This is a genomic window from Marivita sp. (genome assembly GCF_022763305.1).
Lineage (GTDB): Bacteria > Pseudomonadota > Alphaproteobacteria > Rhodobacterales > Rhodobacteraceae > Marivita.
Genome location: NZ_JALEGT010000020.1, coordinates 1 through 18,854 on the forward strand (window position 1 = coordinate 1; position 18,854 = coordinate 18,854).

At 60.4% G+C, this 18,854-nt stretch carries 16 protein-coding genes; 9 read left to right on the forward strand and 7 right to left on the reverse strand.

Features of this window, described 5'->3' with window-relative positions:
- The first annotated feature begins 612 nt into the window (after positions 1-612).
- The 3 genes from MRY75_RS03890 (at position 613) to MRY75_RS03900 (ending at position 2,955) form a co-directional block, all read left to right on the forward strand.
- A complete protein-coding gene (locus tag MRY75_RS03890; RefSeq protein WP_292305837.1) occupies positions 613-1,338 on the forward strand; it encodes a DUF736 family protein in 726 nt (241 codons plus the stop codon).
- A 749-nt stretch (positions 1,339-2,087) separates the two neighbouring features.
- A complete protein-coding gene (locus MRY75_RS03895) occupies positions 2,088-2,576 on the forward strand; it encodes a DUF6878 family protein (RefSeq protein WP_292305838.1) in 489 nt (162 codons plus the stop codon).
- 10 nt (positions 2,577-2,586) lie between these two features.
- A complete protein-coding gene (locus MRY75_RS03900; RefSeq protein ID WP_292305839.1) occupies positions 2,587-2,955 on the forward strand; it encodes a hypothetical protein in 369 nt (122 codons plus the stop codon).
- A 57-nt stretch (positions 2,956-3,012) separates the two neighbouring features.
- Here MRY75_RS03900 and MRY75_RS03905 read toward each other — a convergent pair whose 3' ends face one another.
- Both MRY75_RS03905 and MRY75_RS03910 read right to left on the reverse strand, forming a co-directional pair.
- A complete protein-coding gene (locus MRY75_RS03905; RefSeq protein ID WP_292305840.1) occupies positions 3,013-3,345 on the reverse strand; it encodes a type II toxin-antitoxin system RelE/ParE family toxin in 333 nt (110 codons plus the stop codon).
- Positions 3,345-3,620, reverse strand: coding sequence for a hypothetical protein (locus MRY75_RS03910; protein ID WP_292305841.1), 276 nt, complete (start codon positions 3,618-3,620; stop codon positions 3,345-3,347). Before MRY75_RS03910 ends, MRY75_RS03905 begins: the two co-directional genes overlap by 1 nt.
- Positions 3,621-4,252: 632 nt before the next feature.
- On the opposite strand from MRY75_RS03910, the gene MRY75_RS03915 reads away from it, so the two are divergent.
- The 6 genes from MRY75_RS03915 to MRY75_RS03935 all read left to right on the forward strand — a co-directional run bounded on the left by MRY75_RS03915 (position 4,253) and on the right by MRY75_RS03935 (position 12,024).
- Positions 4,253-5,182: a DUF2493 domain-containing protein gene (locus tag MRY75_RS03915; RefSeq protein WP_292305842.1), complete on the forward strand. Its 930-nt coding sequence runs from the start codon at positions 4,253-4,255 to the stop codon at positions 5,180-5,182.
- Between the two features lie 525 nt (positions 5,183-5,707).
- A complete protein-coding gene (locus MRY75_RS21970) occupies positions 5,708-6,433 on the forward strand; it encodes an SH3 domain-containing protein (protein ID WP_366934902.1) in 726 nt (241 codons plus the stop codon).
- Between the two features lie 360 nt (positions 6,434-6,793).
- Positions 6,794-7,000 (forward strand): hypothetical protein, encoded by a 207-nt coding sequence (locus tag MRY75_RS03920; RefSeq protein WP_292305843.1) that lies wholly within the window; start codon positions 6,794-6,796, stop codon positions 6,998-7,000.
- Between the two features lie 566 nt (positions 7,001-7,566).
- Positions 7,567-8,160: a transposase gene (locus tag MRY75_RS03925; protein WP_292305844.1), complete on the forward strand. Its 594-nt coding sequence runs from the start codon at positions 7,567-7,569 to the stop codon at positions 8,158-8,160.
- Positions 8,147-10,009 (forward strand): relaxase/mobilization nuclease domain-containing protein, encoded by a 1,863-nt coding sequence (locus MRY75_RS03930; protein ID WP_292305845.1) that lies wholly within the window; start codon positions 8,147-8,149, stop codon positions 10,007-10,009. Before MRY75_RS03925 ends, MRY75_RS03930 begins: the two co-directional genes overlap by 14 nt.
- Before the next feature lie 8 nt (positions 10,010-10,017).
- The gene (locus tag MRY75_RS03935) at positions 10,018-12,024 is read left to right on the forward strand and encodes a type IV secretory system conjugative DNA transfer family protein (protein WP_292305858.1); all 2,007 of its coding nucleotides are present in this window, start codon (positions 10,018-10,020) and stop codon (positions 12,022-12,024) included.
- A gap of 167 nt (positions 12,025-12,191) precedes the next feature.
- Here the strand turns inward: MRY75_RS03935 and MRY75_RS03940 are convergent, their stop codons facing one another.
- The 5 genes from MRY75_RS03940 to MRY75_RS03960 form a co-directional block, all read right to left on the reverse strand.
- A complete protein-coding gene (locus MRY75_RS03940) occupies positions 12,192-12,566 on the reverse strand; it encodes a carboxymuconolactone decarboxylase family protein (protein WP_292305846.1) in 375 nt (124 codons plus the stop codon).
- Between the two features lie 105 nt (positions 12,567-12,671).
- Positions 12,672-14,036, reverse strand: a complete 1,365-nt coding sequence (locus tag MRY75_RS03945; protein WP_292305847.1) for an aminotransferase class III-fold pyridoxal phosphate-dependent enzyme — start codon at positions 14,034-14,036, stop codon at positions 12,672-12,674.
- Positions 14,033-16,501, reverse strand: a complete 2,469-nt coding sequence (locus MRY75_RS03950) for an FAD-dependent oxidoreductase (RefSeq protein ID WP_292305848.1) — start codon at positions 16,499-16,501, stop codon at positions 14,033-14,035. Before MRY75_RS03950 ends, MRY75_RS03945 begins: the two co-directional genes overlap by 4 nt.
- Before the next feature lie 62 nt (positions 16,502-16,563).
- Positions 16,564-17,301, reverse strand: coding sequence for an aspartate/glutamate racemase family protein (locus MRY75_RS03955; protein WP_292305849.1), 738 nt, complete (start codon positions 17,299-17,301; stop codon positions 16,564-16,566).
- A 65-nt stretch (positions 17,302-17,366) separates the two neighbouring features.
- Positions 17,367-18,827, reverse strand: a complete 1,461-nt coding sequence (locus MRY75_RS03960; RefSeq protein ID WP_292305850.1) for an aldehyde dehydrogenase family protein — start codon at positions 18,825-18,827, stop codon at positions 17,367-17,369.
- Positions 18,828-18,854: the final 27 nt, after the last annotated feature.

Sequence of the window (18,854 nt, forward strand, 5' to 3'; positions counted from 1 at the left end):
CCAAAACATTGACCGCGTCATAAACCACGACGCATAACTGAGGGTGGGTCAAATCTCGGTGAAAATACCGGGTCAGTTCTCAGTGACAATCAACACCTGATCACCTATCTGCCGAATGGCAGTTCGATCGGCCTCACCGACCGGAGCGGCACATCGCTGAATGGCGACGAGATGTCATTCTTTGTCTCCCGCCCCGATCTCGGTGTTACCGTCCATTGCCGCGCCTGTGGCAGCGAAGACGTCCTGCGAGATTGCAGGGCCAGCTGGAATGCCGAGTTGCAGGTCTGGGAGAGCACCGACCTGCAGGATTATGCCTTCTGCCGCGCCTGTGACGGGGAGGCCAATCTCATAGAGCGTCCCATTCGGGACTACGGCCCGGCGTCAGGGTTCAGCAGTACCGGATGCGATCCTGCCCGAACCATTGCTGAAACTGGGCAGGGGACGGGTGCGCGTGGGGAGGTCGCAGGCACCGATCCGGGCAGAGTCCCGGGTTGAACGGTGGGGGAGAAAGGAAAGAAGGCCTTTTGGTTTGGTGATCCCATGAGGGGTCGAAAAGCAATCCCGCGTGCGCTGGCAGGAAGCCGGGCAGCGGCAAACCCAAGGAGAAGACCCATGTTCGCAGGAACCCTGACCAAGAACGCTGATACCGCAGCCGCCGTGTATTCCGGCATGATCCATTCGGCGCGGTTCGATATCGCAATCCAGCTCGAGACGCGGACCAAGATGTCCGAGCGCAGCCCGGACTTTGACGTGACCGCGGTGAACAAATCCGGACGCAACGTGCGTATCGGCACGGCCTGGAGCGAGACCGGCAATACCAGTGGCAATCCTTACATCTCGATGCAGATCGATGTCGGCCTCGGCCCGTTCCGCGTCAACGCGGTGCAAACAAAAGAAGCGCGCGAGGCCGGGAGCGGCGCGTTTGAGATCATCCCGCTGGTCTCCAACGGCACCATGAAATCCGGCTCGATCTCGGGTGAGCTGACGGCGATGGATGCCGACAACGCCTTTGCTGGCTACATCGCCAACATGATGTTCGATCTCGACTTCATGCTAATCGAGAACGAGTTCAAGACCGAGGAAACTCACCCCGACTACCGGATCGAGGTCTCCTCGCCCAAGGGTCACCCGATCCGCGTTGGCTCGGCCTGGATGGCGAAGAGCAATCGTACGGGCAATGACTACGTCTCGCTCCTCGTCAACACGCCCGATGGCGACTTGCGGGTCAACGCCGTGCAGAACGAAGAGCAGCGCGGCGGTCAGACCTTCTCGATCATCCCCTTCGTAGACAGCGGCGAGCAGGCGCAGGAGACGGGAGGTCTTTCACTGGTTGCCTGATCGATCAGAGGTAAGATCGTTACTGGGCGGGGGCCGCTCAAACGCGGCTCCCATTCACCAAAACGAGGCAGTAACCGCGACACAGATCGCGCCCAATTTCTGAACAATAATATACGACATGCGCAATAATGTAGCATTGCATGACATGCATAGCTGCATTGCAGCGAAATCTCTTGTTGCGATGCAGCATCCTCCCTACATTTTTCTTGAAGGTTGGACCTCCTCTCCTCCTCCTTGGGGGCCCGACCGGGGTTCTGCGCTGCACCTCCTCCCGCAGCGTGGACGCAAGAAATCAGGCGTCATCTCACCTCCCGAGATGGCGCCTTTTTTCGTTCCATCTTTGGACGATCGGACCAGACGGAAATCCTATTGGCCTAACCCTGATTGAACGCTGACCCTGTAGCCGATGTTTGGGATTGGCCTAAGCAGTATTGGGCCCTGCCACGCCCGAAGGGCGTGTCACCGCGCCTTAGGCTGCGCCCGCAGCCCGGCCGCTCAGCTTTCCCTTTGGCCAACGGCGCTCTCACATGTCTCTTTCGAGCCAGGTGCGATCGCGGCCAAATGGTCGTCCGGAACTGCCGCTCTGCGCCCATTCGGGTGACAGTCGGTGGGCCGGGACCCGCCACAACGCGTCACATAACCCTGTTGGCGGGAAGAAAAGAGTGAAAGCGGGCTTGGGGCAGGGTGAGCCTGCCGGGTGAGAGAGCGTCGGTGGGTTCATCCCTTACCCGCTCTCAGGGAGAACTCCCATGACCGATACCAACAACACCCCGGGTCAAACCTTCGATATGACCGCTTCCATGCAACGCTATTACGCCGATCGTCAGCGCTACGAGGCATTGTCCGCAAGCATCCGTCCCGCCAACAAGAAGGTACTCTTCGATGTCCTGGCGGCAGCAGATATCGCGCAGGTCATTGTCACCTTCGACGGCTTTGGCGATAGCGGCCAGGTCGAAGACGTCTCTGCCCTATCAGGCGGAAAGAGTGTTGACCTGCCCAAGGGGCAGACTTCCCTCTCGCGCGCGAGTTGGGGGACCGAAGAAGTAACCGAACACAGCATGACCATCGAAGAGGCGGTCGAACAGCTGGCTTATGACTTCCTTGCCGAGACCCATCCCGGCTGGGAGAATAATGACGGTGCCTATGGCGAGTTCACCTTCGATGTGAAATCTCGCGTGATCACGCTCGATCACAACGAGCGCTACACCGCCACTGAATCCTACGAACATACATTTTGAGGAGGCGGCAATGGCACATCCCTACCACCATTCCCTGTCCTCGGTGAAGAAATGGGGCGGCGAGGTCGATGACTACATGGCCTTTCACAGCTGGTTTGATGCGAGCAAGGAGATTACCGCAGATTTCCGCCATCGTGCGCTTCGTCATCATGCCGAAGGCATATTCATGGCCGAGACAATTTTTGGGCTCACGCTCACCCTATCCACTGGTCGGGTGATCCCGACCCGCTGGGTCGGTGAACAGCATGTTCGCGAGGATCTGGGGTTCATCCCGAGTTTCGCCGATTGGGTCAAGGCAATCCGGCCCGAGCCCTGGATGGGGCGCACGCAAAAGATCGAGGCGGCGGTCGATCCGTTCGTCGCTACCGCCGTGTGCTGACCCGTGGGTTTTGTCATCAGGAGGCCGCGTGATGTTCCGGCGCTAGGTGGCGAAGGCCTATTCGGAGAAGATCTTTCTGGCAGATGCCAGCCGCATCCAATCGCGCCCGCCGAAGGCGACGAGGGCGAGGTAAACTACGCCGGCCTCAACTTCTGGTCTGAACACTATGGTCAGCCGAAACCCGGAGCCTCCATGTCGCACGAGCCAGCCGTCCATCTTTCCGCCGAGACGCATGCCCGAGGTCGGATTTTCTTCAATGGCTTGAAGCATGGCATCGATCTCGTCGAGCCGCCGCAGCGCTGCCGCCGTGTCGCCTTGCGTGACCTCGACAATGTGATCGACGATTCCAATGAGATCCCGCTCGAAGAACGGGTGCCGGACGAAGCGCATCAGGTCTTGCGGGAAATCGAGGCCAGATGGGCGCGCGCGCCTGTTGTGACTTGTGAGGCCTCACCAACCGGCTCCCATTGATCGAGCGGCAGGGACAGGCGCCGTTCCAATTCGGCCTCAAGAACGGACTGCTCACGTTGACGCTCCGCCTTGGCCTTCGCCAATTCACCCGACACTGCTGCACTCATATTGGGGTATTCCCCTGCCTCAACCAACTCTTTGGCGAAGGCATAGGCAGTATCGGTGAAGCTGACGGTCTGTTTTTGAACACTCATGACGGGCCTCTCGGTGTTCCAACAGACTACCGGATTGGGCGTTTCCTGACAAGAGCTGAGGTGCGGGCGACTAGTAGGGGGATCAATGCCTTACGGCCTCCTCCGCTCGGCTTCGCGTGTCGCGGTTGAGCATCGGCCTGTGGCCGATCGCGCATTCGGCCATGCGGCCTCACCGCGGCGTTGCACCCGGCATCCCGGTTTGCCCGTCTCGCGAGCACGTTGCTCCCTGGCCGCTCCGCCGGATTGCGCTCTGGTCTGTTTTGCAAAATGCAAAACGATCCCGCCGCTTCATCCGTCTTCCGCGTCCGGTCGCGCCGTTTGCCTGCTCGTTTGGGCAAACCTACCGTCAAACACACACACACGAGTGCGGAAGCATATCCTCCGGATGGCCCCCAAATCAGCCCGCCTCAAGGATCGTAAAACTTTTCGGGGAGGGCGGGGCGGGGGGGCGGTGTCGGCCCAGTGATTGAGGGTGCGCTTGTGGTTGGTGCCGTGCCCTGAAAACTTTTGCGCCCGGCAAGCCGGCGGCTTCGCCGTCCCTGACCCAGGCAGATTCGGAAACCAGAAATTCGGCCATGCCACCACACTCCCGTGGTGAGCCAACCAATCCCGAACATCTGGAGATATGAACAATGGCTTACGACCAAGCGAACACCTATGAGACCATCGAACTATTCGGCCTGACGGAGAAAGGCGCTGATCTGCCGATCCCCGAGGATCACATCCTGAAGGACCGCGTCGTCCGCGAGACTTTTGAGGCCCTCCTCGGTCAGTTGCGCGACACCGGGCTGGAAGCCGAGATTGAACCGCTCGCCCACGGGCTCGCCACCATCCTGCAGCGCCGCAAGGTTGCCGTCGGCAAGGAACTTGATCGCACCGCTGATAAGATCGGTGCTCTGGCAAAGAGCCACGATGGATCAGAGATCGCTGAGACGGCGCTGGAAGAGGCTCAGGCACGCTTCCTGCAGCTGCGCGAGATCGTCGGAGCGATCGAGGTGATGAGCGAGGCGGCTGCGGAATGCTACGAGGTCGAGACCGGACATGCCTTCATCCCGGCAGCCGGGTCGCGAGCGAGCGCATGTGCCCAAGAAACAGGGGCCGTCTTCGAGGCAAGGCAACTGCTGGAGCATCATGATCGCGAGACAGCCGCGAAGTCGAAAGTCGAAGGTGTTCCCCTGATCGTCTCAGGAGCTACTGACTGGACCGATATCGATGTCATCTTCTCGACGCTCGACAAGGTTCGCGAGCGGATCAAGCAGAACCGCAATCAGGAAATCTTCCTCTGCCACAAGGGAGCCAAGCATGGCGCCGAGATGATCGCGGCTCGATGGGCACGGGCGCGAGGTGTCGCCCAGGCGCGCTTCGATCCCCGCTGGTCTGCACATGGGCGTGCCGCGCCGTTCAAATGCAACGACGAGATGCTCGACGACAAGTTCGCTGCGACCGGGGTCGTGCTCTTCGGTGGCAACGGGGTTGCGCTGAACCTCGGGCAGAAGGCGGAAGCCAAGGGGCTGACCGTGATGCGGGTTGCTGATCCGGCGCAGAAATCTGCGAAAGAGTGAGAATGAGAGGGTCGCCTACGGGCGGCCCTTTCGTCGTTTCACGCCGGCGTTTCCTGGCCGCAGGCTTCGCCATCAGTATCAAATGTAAATATGTCAAATTTATCTCGATCTTTTACGCCGTTGTCGCAGATGACAATTGTTACGCAGGAAACAATTTCGTAGGTTCTTCACCCGATGCCCTTTTCCCCGGAACGCACCAAAGAGATTCAATCGCGCATCGACGCCCGATTGCAGTCGGGCAGCGCGAGCGAATGGGAAACGTCGTTTCTCTCAAACATGGCAGAGCGGTTTCAGCTCTATGGGACCAAGACGCGCCTGAGCAAGGCGCAGTATGCGAGCTTGCACAAAATCCTGAAGTTGGCGAGAGAGCAGCCGGATCGAACCTCATCAAAGAAGAGCAACAGCAGCTTCACTCCGGCACCAACACGCAGCGCCAGGCCCTATCAGGCGCGACCCCGTCCTGTCTCCTTGCCCCGCGCCATCACCGCACCTCGGCGCGCCGTGCGTCGGGCGCAGCGGAAAATCATGGTCCCACTGATTGTGATTGTCGCGTTCATTGCGGTGATTGGATCACTGTTTGATTCCTCGTCATCAAGGTCACCATCTAACCGCCCAAATGTAGTTTCTACCCCGCAGCCTGCTGGAGTTACTTACGCTTATGTGACAGGCACGCGTGTGAACCAACGTTCAGGTCCGTCTACCTCGAGCTCTGTGATGGGGGTTTTGACCCAAGGTACGCGCGTTGAACAGCTGCGCGATGACGGCCGGTGGACACAAATTCGATCAGCTTTAGGAACGGGCTGGATGTCAACCAGCTACCTGTCTGGCAAATCGCCCGCTGTGGTCCAACCTACCCCTCAGGGCAGAAGCCTTCGGGTCAGTGATGTCCGGGTCATTGATGGCGATACGGTCGACATCCGGGGCATGACCGCGAATGTTCGTCTTGTCGGGTTTAACGCGCCAGAAAAGTGGCGACCGTCCTGCACCGCAGAACGTCAGGTCGGGGAACGCGCCACAGCCAGGCTCAGTCAACAGGTGCGGGGCGCCACGTCGATAGAATTCCAGCGCGTGCCATGCTCTTGTCAGCCCGGAACGGAAGGTACGGACCGATGCAACTTCGGACGGTTCTGCGGCTCGCTGTATGTCGACGGTCAGGATGTCGGGCGCATCTTAATTGCCGAAGGATTGGCCGAGCCATTTCGATGCGGTCGCACAAGTTGCCCTCCACGGCCCCAGCCCTGGTGCAGGTAACAACGGTTCCCAACTCACTTCAGCGACATTCACCACTCAAAGCTGAAGATCACCTATGCCATTTGCTGGGCGACACGGACGATGCCCAAAGCGCGATGGAGACCTTCGTCCGCAGCTTTCGTAGAGCAAACTCGACAGAACCAATGGCGTCGAATTTGTGGCCACTCACCCGGGTCTCTCCTTTTTGCTTATAGATGTGGATCGCACGGGTTCGGGCCGTCCGTCCCCTCCGCTTTCGCTCCGGCAAACACAAATACGGTTTCCACGCGCAAGGCGCGCGCGGACCCTCCGCATTTGCTTTTGCGCACGCCCCTTGTCCCCCGTGCCGGTCGATCCCCATCGCAAAAAGGAGAGACCCAAATGACCAACCACTACGTCGCCACCGTTCCCGTCAAGTTCACCGACACCGACGGCAATGAACGCACCCGGTTCCAGCGCGTCGGCGCGATGTTCCGCAACACCCGCAACGGGGACGGCTCGGAGTTCTTCAGCCTTAAGCTCGACTTCCCGGTCGCGGTCCAGGAGTTGGTGATGTTCCCGCCGAGCGCGAAGGAACCACAGGAGTAATCCTCTGACGAGGATGGGCCGCCCTCGGGGCGGCCCTTTCCCTGTTCCCTGGCAGGCTGCGCCAGACCCGGAGACCCCTGCCTGCGGCCGGTGACTCCGTGGAGAAGCCAGGACCGGAAGCGGTCCTGCTGGGGGTCAAAGACAGCCGTTGGAACAGGACTGCCGGCCAGCCTCAAGGGGGCCATCCGGAATAACAGTCGGGCTCAAGCCCGCCGGTTTTTCCGGCAGAGATTTGGCGGGCCAAATCTGGCCTCCCTTGACCCTGTCCGTCAGCCCCGTTGTCCGGTCCCTGCGCCGCTCCTCGCTTCCGTCCGAACACGATCGGTGTTCGGCCAGAACCTCGGGCGCGGGCATCGGTAAGGGCGGACGGAGTGTGGGTGGAGAGTTGGGCTGACTTTTGGGCCCTTCGGGCGGGGCCTCGCACCTGCGGTGCTCGGCCCGAAGCGGAATACGAGGCCGCGTATAGTTGAAACCCAAACATATAGCATTGACACACTGGTATAGTTTCGTAATGTGGGTGTGCGACCTCGTATGAAGGTGGCAGGAAATAGGGGGGCTTTCTTCGCATGAGCCGGACCAAGAGACTGACAGAGACAGAGCGGGCGGAGATTGTCCGTGAGGCTGCAGAAGGTGTGGGGACTTTAGATCTCGCGGAGCGGTTCGGGGTCACGCCCCGGGCCATCCAGTACACGTTGAAAGCCGATGCCGAGCGCCAGAAGGACGCGGCGGTGGCGACCTCTGCCGTGACCGTGAAGCTGGCGCCTGAAGAACTTGTCGCGCTGGATGAGGTTCTGGCTGTGGCAGGTATTGAGACCCGCACGGAGGGGCTGAGACGGCTCATACAGGCGGCGGGAGGAACCTTCGTTCCGGATGCCCAATTGGCCGGTGAGATGGCGCGCTACCGAGCGTCTCTACACGAGGTCGGCAATGGCGTTGTGCAGATCGCAAAGCAGATGACCAAAGCCAACCAAATGGGGCAGGGGCGTGAAGGCGGTGCCCGCGTAGAATTCTCCGAACTGCGCCTGGCCCAGATGCGCGGGCTGGCGCGGTTTATCCTTGATTCCGCTGATGAGATCGACCTGCTCCTGCGCCGTCGCCGGGACGCGATGCGGCTCGCCGCCACTGCCGCACTGAGGGAGTTCGCCCATGCGGCTGAATGATGCCGTCCATGACGTCACTGGTGAGGTCTTCCGGGATGGCTGGAGCCGCATCCGGGGCTCGTTGCAGGGCTTGCAGACGGCCCGGCAGAAGCAGCTCGTGCGGGCCGCTGCGGGGCATCGTGCGGCGGTCTTCAAGGCGATCCGTGGCGGGGGTACGCATACCAAGAAGCAGTTGATGAACCAGCTCGATTACCTTACCACGAAGTCCTCTCATATCGTGGACAGCAGCGGGTTCCTGGACGGGAAGACGAAGCTCGAGGCATCCGAGATCAAGGACCTGACGGAGCGGTTTGCCAAGCGTTGGAGCGCGGGGTTCAAGCCCAAGCTTGGGCAGACAACCCACATGCTCATGTCCTATCCTATCGGGACAAAGGGCGAGGATGTGCGCGACATCACTGCCAATGTGGCGGAACGGTTCTTCCAGACGGACGAGGGGCATTTCGATTACATCATTGCGGTCCACGAGGACCGGGATCATCCCCACGCCCATATAGTATTGAACCGCCGATCGCAGGAGGGTGAGTTCTTCTTTCTGGGGCGGGATCACCGGTTCAACTACGACGATTTCCGCCTCGCCATGGTCGAGGAAGCCGAGAGGATCGCCGTGCGTCTGGAGGCGACTAGGCGGCTCGATCGGGGCGTTGTGCATTATCCGCCCCGCACCCGCGAGGTCTATGCGGCGAGGGAAGAGGGGCGGGAAGCGGAGCCGCGCCATCGGGTCGGGGCAGACCTCGATCGCGCCCTCGAAGAGATCGCCAACACGCGCATCATCTATCACTCGCTTGCCGCCGAGGCCTCTGCGGACAATCGCGAGGACATCGCCAATGCGCTCTTCCGCTCGGGAGAGCTTCTGGCCAAGGGCGGCAAGCTTACCTCTGAAGGAGGGGTCTACATGGCAGAGGAACAATCATTCGAAGATTTGCGCACCCGCTACGCCGACCAGGTCGCGCGCGTTCAGGGCATGATTGCCGAGAAGCCTGAAGCCGAGCGGCCGCGGCTGGAGCGCAGCCTCAACGAAATTCAGTCCCGGCTTGCGCATATGCAGCCCTTGGGGCTGCGCTCCGTGACGCTGACCGAGAAGCCGTCCGATGGCGGGGTCTATTCCGAGGTCAATATCGACCGGGATCAGCTGGAGCGGCTGCGGGACCCGGAAGTTCGAGCGCAGGTAGACACCGCACTACGGGGGACCGGGATCAGTTCGTCCGTGGTGGTTGCCAGGATGGAAACGGGCGCGCAGAATGCCGCGCTCGAGCGTCAGTGGATCGCAGATGATCTGGCCAGGGTGGCCGAGAAGGATGGTCTCAATCTGGAGCGCCGCGCGGACCTGGAGACCGCGCGCGAGACCCTCAACCGGGCCCATGTGCAGCTTGGCATTGCGCTTGAGCGCCACCAGGTGCTGCGCCAGGACGGGGTGATTGATGAGGCGCGGGACCTTGGCCAAATCGAGCGCGGCGAACATTTGGTCGAAGAGCGGGACACCGAGACGGCTGAAACCGGGCCAATTGCCGATGCCAATCTGCGGCGGGTCATAGATCACGAGCGGGCCGGCAATCTGCATTCACCGTTCCAGGATGATGGACAGCGGTTGGCCTACCGCGACGCCGTCGAGCGGGAGCTCGATGACGGCCAGATCGAGCGGCTGCGGGCCGGCGATGCGGACGTGCTGAAGAACCAGATCGAGGACCGTCTAGATCGGCTCTATGCGGCAAAGACCTATCTGCAATCGGACGAGGCCACCGCCAACAGCGAGGCGACCCGCGCTGTGGTCGAGGAGATTGCCGACCGGGAATATGAGCTCCACCGGGCCGATCTGGTTGAGGGTGAAAGTGAACGCGGGGAGACCCATTGATGGGAGGGATAGGGAAGGGCCGCCTTGCTCTCGGCGTGGCGCTGGTCACGCTGGTTGCTGTCGCCATCGGCTATGTGATCGCCTCGGCTGTTCTGACTTTCCGCGATCTGGGGTTCCGGGCCGAGATCGACTTCTTCTACATCGCGCGGAACTACCGGGCCATCGGCGCGGTTCGCCTAGACGAATTCCGCCTAATCAATCTGATCATGGGCGCGGCCGGAGTGGTGGGCCTCATGATGAGTCTTGCGATGTCAGGTTCGGCCCTAACGCGATTCGGCTACACCCACTGGCAGACCCGCCGCGAGATGAAGAAGAACGGCTTTTTCGGCAAGCCGGGCACGGGCTTTGTGATCGGCAAGCTTGGAAAGCCCAGCTCGCGCGCGCCGTTCCTCTGCTCCAAGACCTTCCCCCATGCGCTGATCGTGGCCCCGACCGGGCGGGGCAAGACCACAGGCTTTGTCATTCCAAACTTGCTGACCTGGCAGGGATCGGCGGTCGTGCTCGACGTGAAGGGTGAGTGTTTCGAGGCGTCGGCAAGGCATCGGGCCGCTCAAGGTGATACGGTCTATCGGTTTGCGCCGACCGATTGGGAGGACAAGCGCACGCATCGCTACAACCCGCTTCTGCGCATCTACGAACTCAAAGACCCCGCGCGCCAACAGATGGAATTGCAGCTTCTGGCAACGCTCTTCCTGCAGAACGACAATGACCGAGTTCAGGGTCTCCTGAAAGGTGGCATTGATCTCTTCGTCGCTGCTGGTCTGCTGGCTTTCCAGCGTGGGCGACCGACCCTCGGAGAGATTTACCGCATCGCCGCCTCGGGCGGGAACAAACAGAAAGAATATCTGGCGCGCTCCCATGAGGTGAACAACGCGTCCGCTAGGTTGATATTCACCCGGTTGGCGTCGACAAATAACGACACCCTGACCTCCTATGTCTCGCTCCTGATGACTTCCGGTCTCGATCAATGGCAGAATCCGGCGATCGACGATGCGACAGCGGTGTCGGACTTCGATTTCCGGACGATCCGCAAGAAACCCTTCAGCGTCTATCTCGTCGTCCAGCCCCTCATGGTGAAGCCGCTCGCGCCGCTGATCCGGCTCTTCTTCTCGGATCTTCTCTCCGCACTTCAGGACAAGGACCCCGGCCCGGACGAGCCTTGGCCCGTGATGATCATGCTCGACGAGTTCAACCGCCTCGGCAAGATGCCGATCGTGGCCGAGAGCATCGAGGTGCTGCGCCACTATCGTGGGCATCTCGCCGTGGTCACCCAGACCATCCCCGCCATCGACGAAATCTACGGCGAGAACACTCGCCGGGCGCTGCAGGGCAACGCTGGTATCAAGCTCTACCTGACGCCCTCGGATGAAAAGACCGTCGAGGAACTGAGCAAGGCGGTTGGAAAGACCACGAAGACCGTCGTCACGCGCTCCCGCGCGGTCGGGAAGAACCCCTTTGAGGGGCGAAGCCAGTCCGAGCGGACGGAAGAGGTGTCACTCTTGCCGGAGGACGAGGCGCGACGTTTGCCGCTCGATGAGATCGTCGTTGTCGTCGACGCCCAGATGCCGGTGCGCGCCAAGCGCGTCGTCTATTACGAGGATCCGTTCTTCAAAGGTATCCACGCGGCGCAGGAAGGGGATTTACCGTTTCCCAAAGGCCCAGTTCCTCCGATGGGTACGTTGCCGCTTAGCGTTCAGGCAATGCCAACAGCGCCGCGCGGGTCAGGTCTGACAGAGCGCGAATTTGAGGCCAGGATGGGGATCACGGAGCCTGAACGCAATGTCCCCATCGATCCTCGCTCAACTGCGGGAACCCGGCGGGTTCGTGCCGCAGTCCTCGCAGAGGACCAGCGCCAGTTTGAAATGGATTTTCGTGGCCAGGCGGATCTCGATGTTGATGCTCCGAGCGAGGATGAAGTCGGCCAAATTCAGGATGCGTTGAGTGATCTTGAACGTTTGGAGGGTGTGATGTCGGATGGAGCGATCACGAACGATTGTGTGACTATGCGCGGGTGATCTACCATTCGAACGGGTGCAGCGATGGTCAAGTGTGAGACCTCAGGGGACAAAGCGTTTTCGCGCGTCGCGCGCTCGCAGCACAGAAATTGCCTCGGGTGCTCAACGCCGCTAGACAGCCGGTCGTTGGGGCCTTCTGCAGCCTTCAGTCGGCACTATTTCAGCCGCTATTCCAGTACTTTCCTGGCCACCCTGAAGCACTCGAGAGCTTGCGGAACACCACAATAAATTCCCACGACGTGAATGATCGCGCGAATCTCCTCCGCCGAAACCCCGTTATTCACCGCGCCGCGGCAATGAGTTTCCCACTCATGCATTTTCCCAAGCGCGCCAATCATTGCGAGATTCATCATACTGCGAGTCTTGGCGTCAATAACCTCGTCGCCCCAGCCAAAGCCCCAGCACCACGCCGTCATCGCCTCCTGAAAGGGTCGGGTAAAATCATCGGCGGCGGCAAGGTTGGCATCGACATAGGCCTTGCCGAGCGTGCTGCGGCGTTGTTCGAGACCTTTTTCGAACATCTCCTTGTTAAGCGTAGTCATATTGTTTTCCTTTCTCGCTTCGGGCGTAATTGTCGTTTCTTACCGATTGGCTGAGGGCACATCAGGGGGGAAGATGCCGTGGAAGCGCTAGAGGGATCCCCGTGTTTATCCGCATTCTCTGTCAGCAATCTCCAGTACACGGTCGAGGATTTCGAGCCCGGTCATCAGGTCTTGTTCGCTGATGTTGAGCGGTGGTGTCAGGCGGATGACGTTTGAAAAAAAGGACAGGTAGAGGCCTTCGTTCATCGCAAAGCTCATCATGTCGGACATCGGCTTGGCATCCGGTCCCTTGGCTGCGAACGGCACCAGTGGCTCTTTGGTGTCGTGGTTTTTCACCAGTTCGATACCGTTGAACATGCCACGGCCCCGGATGTCGCCGATACATGGGTGCTTTTTGGCCAGCTTGCCCAGTTCCGCGCGCATTTTCTCGCCCATCGCCGTGGCATGTGCCAGCGTGTCCTCCTCCTGCATGGCACGGATTGCGGCAACGCCCGAAGCGCAGGCCAGCGGATGACCGGCATAGGTCAGACCGCCCGGCAACGGATAGTCGCGCAACCAGTCATGTAGCTCGGTCGAGACTGACATGGTGCCTAACGGCACATAGCCCGAGTTGATGCCCTTGGCCGAGGTGATGATGTCGGGCTGAACACCCCAGTGATCGACCGCGAACCATTTTCCGGTCCGGCCAAAGCCCGCCATGACTTCATCCGCGATCAGCAGGATTCCGTATTTCTCGCAGGTCTCCTTGATCGACTTCAGGTAGCCATCGGGCGGCACGATGATGCCGTTGGTGCCCACCACCGGTTCAAGGATCACCGCCGCCACCGTGTTGGGGTTTTCGTACATCAGGATTTCTTCCAGATGCGGTCCGCCCCGGGCAACCGGGCATTTGGCCGGGTCGGTGTGACCTGTCGGCAGGCGATATACATAGGGGTCGAGCATCCGCACCACACCCGGCATGTCGGCTCGGGTCAGGTGATGGCGCGGATCGCCCGTCAGGCTGAGCGTACCGCCTGTGGCGCCATGATAGGAGCGATAGCGGGCGATGATCTTGGTACGCCCGGTAAAATGCCGCGCCAGCCGGATCGCGGTTTCGTTGGCTGCCGAGCCGCCGGTCGTGAAGAAAGTTGAGGTTATGTTTTCAGGGGTGATCTCGTTCATGATCGCCGCCAACTCACTACGTACATCCGAACCCATCGCAGGGCCGATATAGCACAGCTTATCCGCTTGATCCTTGATCGCCTGCACGATCTTCGGGTGTTGATGGCCAAGGTTGGCATTCACCAGCTGGCTTTGGAAATCGAGGTATTTCTTGCCGTCGCTGTCCCAGAACCAGCTGCCCTGCGCGCCGGTGATCACTCGAGGGCGACCGCCTTGTTTCGACCAGCTTTGCAAATAGTGGTCGGCATGCGTGTCACGTACCCAGTCAGGGTCGTGAGTGGGGAAGACGTTGGAGAGATCGTTGCTCATTGTTCGGACTCCATCCCTGCATCTGTTCGTGGTCTTTTGCTTTGCGGGTCGTAGGCGGCCTCGGCCAGCACGCGGGCTGCGCGGGGTTCGCCTGCGACGATTACCGTGAGGTCTGTGCCTGGTGCTGCGGCATGGGGTTTGATGTAGGCAAAGGCGAGGATCTTGCCGACCGTGTGGCCATAGGCGACAGAGGCGGTTGAGCCGACCACTTGCCCGTCCAGCATCACGGCTTCGCCGCCGTGGCCGTCTTCGATGCCGTCGGGGTCGATTTCCAGATAGGCGCATATCCAAGGTTGCTCTGGGTTTTCGGCGCTTTCTCGGGTTGCTTCGACGCCCAGATAGTCTTTGTCCAATTTTACAAAGCGCATAACGTTGGCCTCGGGCAGGGTGACCTCGTTGGTGAGTTCGCCCGCGCCGGGAAAGGCCTTTTCCATCCGCAAGCTGTTCATGGCGAAGGAGCCGTAATTCTCGATGCCGTGTGCTTCTCCTGCCGCCCAGAGGGCGTTGTAGACGTCAACACAGGCATCATCGGGCATGTGCAGCTCCCAGCCCAGTTCTCCGGCATAGGACATGCGGAAGGCCCAGAGCTTGTGGCCCACCACGGTGATCTCCTGTGCGCTCAGCCAGCGGAAACCGGCGTTCGACAGGTCCGCATCGGTACACTGGGCCAGCACATCCCGCGCGTGGGGGCCGTTCAGCGACAGGGCCGACCAGTCCTCGGACAGGGTTGTGATGGTCGCATTGGCGCCGTTCAGGTTGTGGGTCAGATGATCGAACAGACGCTGTTCAAAGAAGGCGGCGCAGACGAGGTAATACTTGTCCTCGGCCATGCGCACGATGGTGGTTTCCAACTCGATCCGTCCCCGGCGGTTGAGCATATGGGTCAGCGTGATCGAGCCATCCTTTTGCGGCATCTTGTTCGCGGTCAGCCGGTCGAGCAGGGCGTATGCCTCGGGGCCCGAGACCAGCACCTTGGTAAAGGCCGTCACGTCCATGATCCCGACGCGTTCTCGCACGGCCTTGCATTCGGCGGCGACCATATTGAACACCGCGTTGCGGCGGAACGAGTAATGGTCGCGCTGCTCCACCCCATCGCGGGCGAACCAGCGCGGGCGTTCGTGGCCGTAAACTTCTTCATGGACCGCGCCCTTTTCCTTCAGGATCTCATAGAGCGGCGAGGGCTTGATCGGACGACCTTCGAGGCGGTTGAAATGCGGGAAGGGGATCTCGTGGCGCAGCTTGTAATCCTCATGCGCCTTGATGACCTGCCAGTCTTTCTTGGCGTAAGCCCCGAACCGGCGCGGGTCATAGTCGCGCATGTTGATGTCGGCAGCCCCATGCACCATCCATTTCGCCAGCTCACGCGTGAGCCCCGGTCCCCAGCCGATGCCGATCTGGGTGCCACAGCAGCACCAGTAGTTCTGCACGCCCGGCGCGGGCCCCACCATCGGGTTGCCATCCGGCGGGTGCGAAATCGCGCCATGCACTTCGCGAGTGATGCCAAGGTCGGCGAAAATTGGCATCCGCTCCAGCGAATTTTCCAGCCACGGCATCACGCGATCATAGTCGGCCTCGAACAACCAGTTCTCGTATTCCCACGGGCATTTATCATGCCAGACCGAGTTCGAGTTTTCTTTCTCGTAAATCCCGATCAGGCCCTTCTTCTGTTCCATGCGGATATAGCCCGAGACCATCTTGTCGTCGCGGATGACGGGCAGTTCCTCGTCCAGATCCTTGAACTCGGGCACATCCTCGGTCACGAAATAATGGTGCGTCATCGAGGTCATGGGCAGCTGTAGGTCCGACCATTCGCCCATCTGGCGCGCATAGGTGCCGCCTGCGTTGACCACGTGTTCGCAGGTGATCGTGCCCTGTTCGGTCTCGACCACCCATTCGCCTGTATCGGATTGCGTGATGTTCGTCGCACGGCAATGGCGGAAGATCTTCACACCCTTCTGGCGGGCGCCGGTGGCCATCGCCATCGTCACGTTCGACGGGTCCACATGCCCGTCATCCGGCGTATAAAGCGCGCCCAGCACGCCCTCGAGGTTATAGTAGGGGTGCTTCTCGGCTATGAACGCGGGGGCCACCATCTCGATGTTGAACCCCAGCGCACGCCCCACCGAAAGCGTGTGGCGCAGCCAGTCCATCTCGTCCTCGGTATAGGCCAGCCGGAACGAGCCGCAGCCATGCCATGTCACCGCTTGGCCGGTCTCTTCCTCGAGTGCCTTGGAATAGAGGCCGATGTTGTAATCCACCATCTTGCCAAGGCCATAAGAGCTGGTCGAGTGTGTGATCTGCCCCGCCGCGTGCCAGGTCGAACCGCTGGTCAGTTCCGCCTTTTCCAGGAGTACCGTGTCCTCGCCCCAGCCTTCATGGGCCAGATGATAGGCCAGGCCGCAGCCCATGACACCGCCGCCGACGATCACCACGCGGGCCGTGGAGGGGAGTTCCTTTTTCGACATTTTTTGCTCCAGTAATTTGATGGCGTGATTTGAGGTTTCATCGACAGGTGTCGCAGCCCGGATCAGCCCTGTTTTTGTGGGAAACGTTCGTGCAGAACGGACCCGGCGCCATAGTTTATCAAGCTGGTTACATCAAAGACTGGCAGACCAGTCGCCTCCTGTACCGCAGCGGCGTAGGGGGGCAGGTCCGTGCATTCCAGAAGGATTGCGCCGACATCAGGGTTCTCGTCCACAAGGGTCAGAGCGGCCGCAACGACCTCGGCTTCGACGGCTTCGAAATCAAGCGTCCCGACCTGATCGTGGATCGCGGCCTTGAAGGCCGGGCCGTGTTCGAGACCACGCGAAACGATCTCGACAGCCGCGCCTCCGGTAGCAATCTCCAGATGCCGGGGCGTCAAGGACGTGCCACTTGCCGTCAGGATGCCGACCTTTTCGCCCTGCCGCAGCCCGTGCCGGATCAAAGGCAGCTGCAACAGGCTGGACATGAACACCGGAACCGGCAGCGCATTGGCCATGGCTTCCTGGAAAAAGACCATGAACCCACAATTGCCAAAGATTGCCTTGGCGCCTTGCCGGACCAGTTCTTCTCCTGCGGCAACGAACTTTTCGGTCAGCTCCGGCTTGGGATCATAGATCAGGTTTTCCATATCTGCACCGCGAACGGTGGCATACATTACCGGAAAGCCGAAGGTCGTCGCATTGCCCGGGGTGCCAGGAGGATACGGGATCAGACAGTCCATGACGACGATGCCCACCGGCACACCATAAACATCCTGGCCTTTCGTTGCGGTATAAATCATCGGAGCCTCACATAAGATCGTAGAGTTGGGCTTTCCCACCGCGAGGGGCGGGAAAGCCCGAGACATCAGCCCTGTCGGGAGAGCCGTTTGAAACCGACATTCTTGGACTGATAGTAGCTGGCCAGCGCTTCGGCGCCTTTCTCGCGGCCAATGCCGGATTTCTTGAAGCCGCCAAACGGAGTTTCGTTGCCGCCAACACCCCATTCATTGACATGGACCTGACCGGCTTCCAGCCGCTCGGTCATCCAGATCGCTTTGTCCAGATCATTGGTGAAGACCGTGGCAGCGAGGCCATATTCTGTGCCGTTGGCGATAGCGAGCGCCTCTTCTGCAGTCTCGAATTTGCTGACCGTCAGGACGGGACCGAAGATTTCCTCCTGATTCACCCGCATGTCGGCGGTCACATCGGCAAGGATGGTGGGCTGCATGTAATTGCCGTCCATCCCGTCAATGCGTTTACCACCGGTCACGGCGCGCGCGCCTTCCTGGATGCCGATCTGAGCATAGTTTTCGACACGGTTCAGTTGCTCGGGAGAGATCAGCGGGGTTATGTCGCTGTCCTCGATGCCGGGGCCGATCTTCAGCGCCTCGGTGGCGGCGACCATGCGTTCGACCACTTCGTCGTAGACGTCCGCATGGGCCAAAAGCCTGGATTGCGCGTCGCAAACCTGACCCGAGTTCATGAATATGCCAGCCTGCATGTTGGCGACCATGTTTTCCATGTCGGCATCCGGGAAGACGATGCCGGGCGACTTGCCGCCCAGTTCCATGACGCAAGGCACCACATTCTCTGCCGCCGATTTCATAATCGACACGCCGGTGGCGACCGATCCGGTAAAGACGATCTGATCCACATCCGGGTGCGAAGCCAGCGCGGCTCCGGCCTCGGGGCCGTAGCCGGTGATGATGTTGACCGTGCCATCGGGGAAACCAACTTCACGCGCCAGATCGGCGAAGACATAGCAGGTCAGCGGATCAAGCTCGGGTGCCTTGATTACGGCTGCATTGCCTGCTGCCAGTGCCGGGGCCAGCGATCGGGCGATCATGTTGTTGGGGAAGTTCCACGGGATGATATGCGCGGTCACGCCATACGGTACCGGCACGACATAATCGACATAGCCGTCGCCCAGCGGGATATAGCGACCTTCGATCTTGTCGGCCATGCCGCCATAGAATTCGAAATACTTGGCGGCGCCTTCCAGCTCGCCCATGGCCTCGGAAATTCGCTTGCCCGCGTCCAGCGTCAGAAGCTGCGCCAGCTGTTCCTTGCGCTCCCGCAGCTTGCGGCCCATGTCGATGACCATCCGGCCCCGGTCCATCGGGCGCATATCGACCAATGCGCGGCTGGCCACAACACGACGGGCGGCAGCGACGGCGGCATCCACATCTTTGGCGGTGCCTTGCGCCACTTCGGCCAGAACCGAGTTGTCAGCCGGATTGAAAACCTTGATCCGCCCACCATCCGAGCCATCGACCCATTTTCCGTCGATATAGTTCTGCCAGTAGTCCACGAGTTCGGTTGTCATAACGATTTTCCTTTCTTTCAATTCCCA

Bases quoted from the DNA above. Each gene is read 5' to 3' on its own strand.
- MRY75_RS03890 (WP_292305837.1), top strand. From the start codon at position 613: ATGTTCGCAGGAACCCTGACCAAGAACGCTGATACCGCAGCCGCCGTG.
- MRY75_RS03895 (WP_292305838.1), top strand. From the start codon at position 2,088: ATGACCGATACCAACAACACCCCGGGTCAAACCTTCGATATGACCGCT.
- MRY75_RS03900 (WP_292305839.1), top strand. From the start codon at position 2,587: ATGGCACATCCCTACCACCATTCCCTGTCCTCGGTGAAGAAATGGGGC.
- MRY75_RS03905 (WP_292305840.1), bottom strand. From the start codon at position 3,345: ATGCGCTTCGTCCGGCACCCGTTCTTCGAGCGGGATCTCATTGGAATC.
- MRY75_RS03910 (WP_292305841.1), bottom strand. From the start codon at position 3,620: ATGAGTGTTCAAAAACAGACCGTCAGCTTCACCGATACTGCCTATGCC.
- MRY75_RS03915 (WP_292305842.1), top strand. From the start codon at position 4,253: ATGGCTTACGACCAAGCGAACACCTATGAGACCATCGAACTATTCGGC.
- MRY75_RS21970 (WP_366934902.1), top strand. From the start codon at position 5,708: ATGGTCCCACTGATTGTGATTGTCGCGTTCATTGCGGTGATTGGATCA.
- MRY75_RS03920 (WP_292305843.1), top strand. From the start codon at position 6,794: ATGACCAACCACTACGTCGCCACCGTTCCCGTCAAGTTCACCGACACC.
- MRY75_RS03925 (WP_292305844.1), top strand. From the start codon at position 7,567: ATGAGCCGGACCAAGAGACTGACAGAGACAGAGCGGGCGGAGATTGTC.
- MRY75_RS03930 (WP_292305845.1), top strand. From the start codon at position 8,147: ATGCGGCTGAATGATGCCGTCCATGACGTCACTGGTGAGGTCTTCCGG.
- MRY75_RS03940 (WP_292305846.1), bottom strand. From the start codon at position 12,566: ATGACTACGCTTAACAAGGAGATGTTCGAAAAAGGTCTCGAACAACGC.
- MRY75_RS03945 (WP_292305847.1), bottom strand. From the start codon at position 14,036: ATGAGCAACGATCTCTCCAACGTCTTCCCCACTCACGACCCTGACTGG.
- MRY75_RS03950 (WP_292305848.1), bottom strand. From the start codon at position 16,501: ATGTCGAAAAAGGAACTCCCCTCCACGGCCCGCGTGGTGATCGTCGGC.
- MRY75_RS03955 (WP_292305849.1), bottom strand. From the start codon at position 17,301: ATGATTTATACCGCAACGAAAGGCCAGGATGTTTATGGTGTGCCGGTG.
- MRY75_RS03960 (WP_292305850.1), bottom strand. From the start codon at position 18,827: ATGACAACCGAACTCGTGGACTACTGGCAGAACTATATCGACGGAAAA.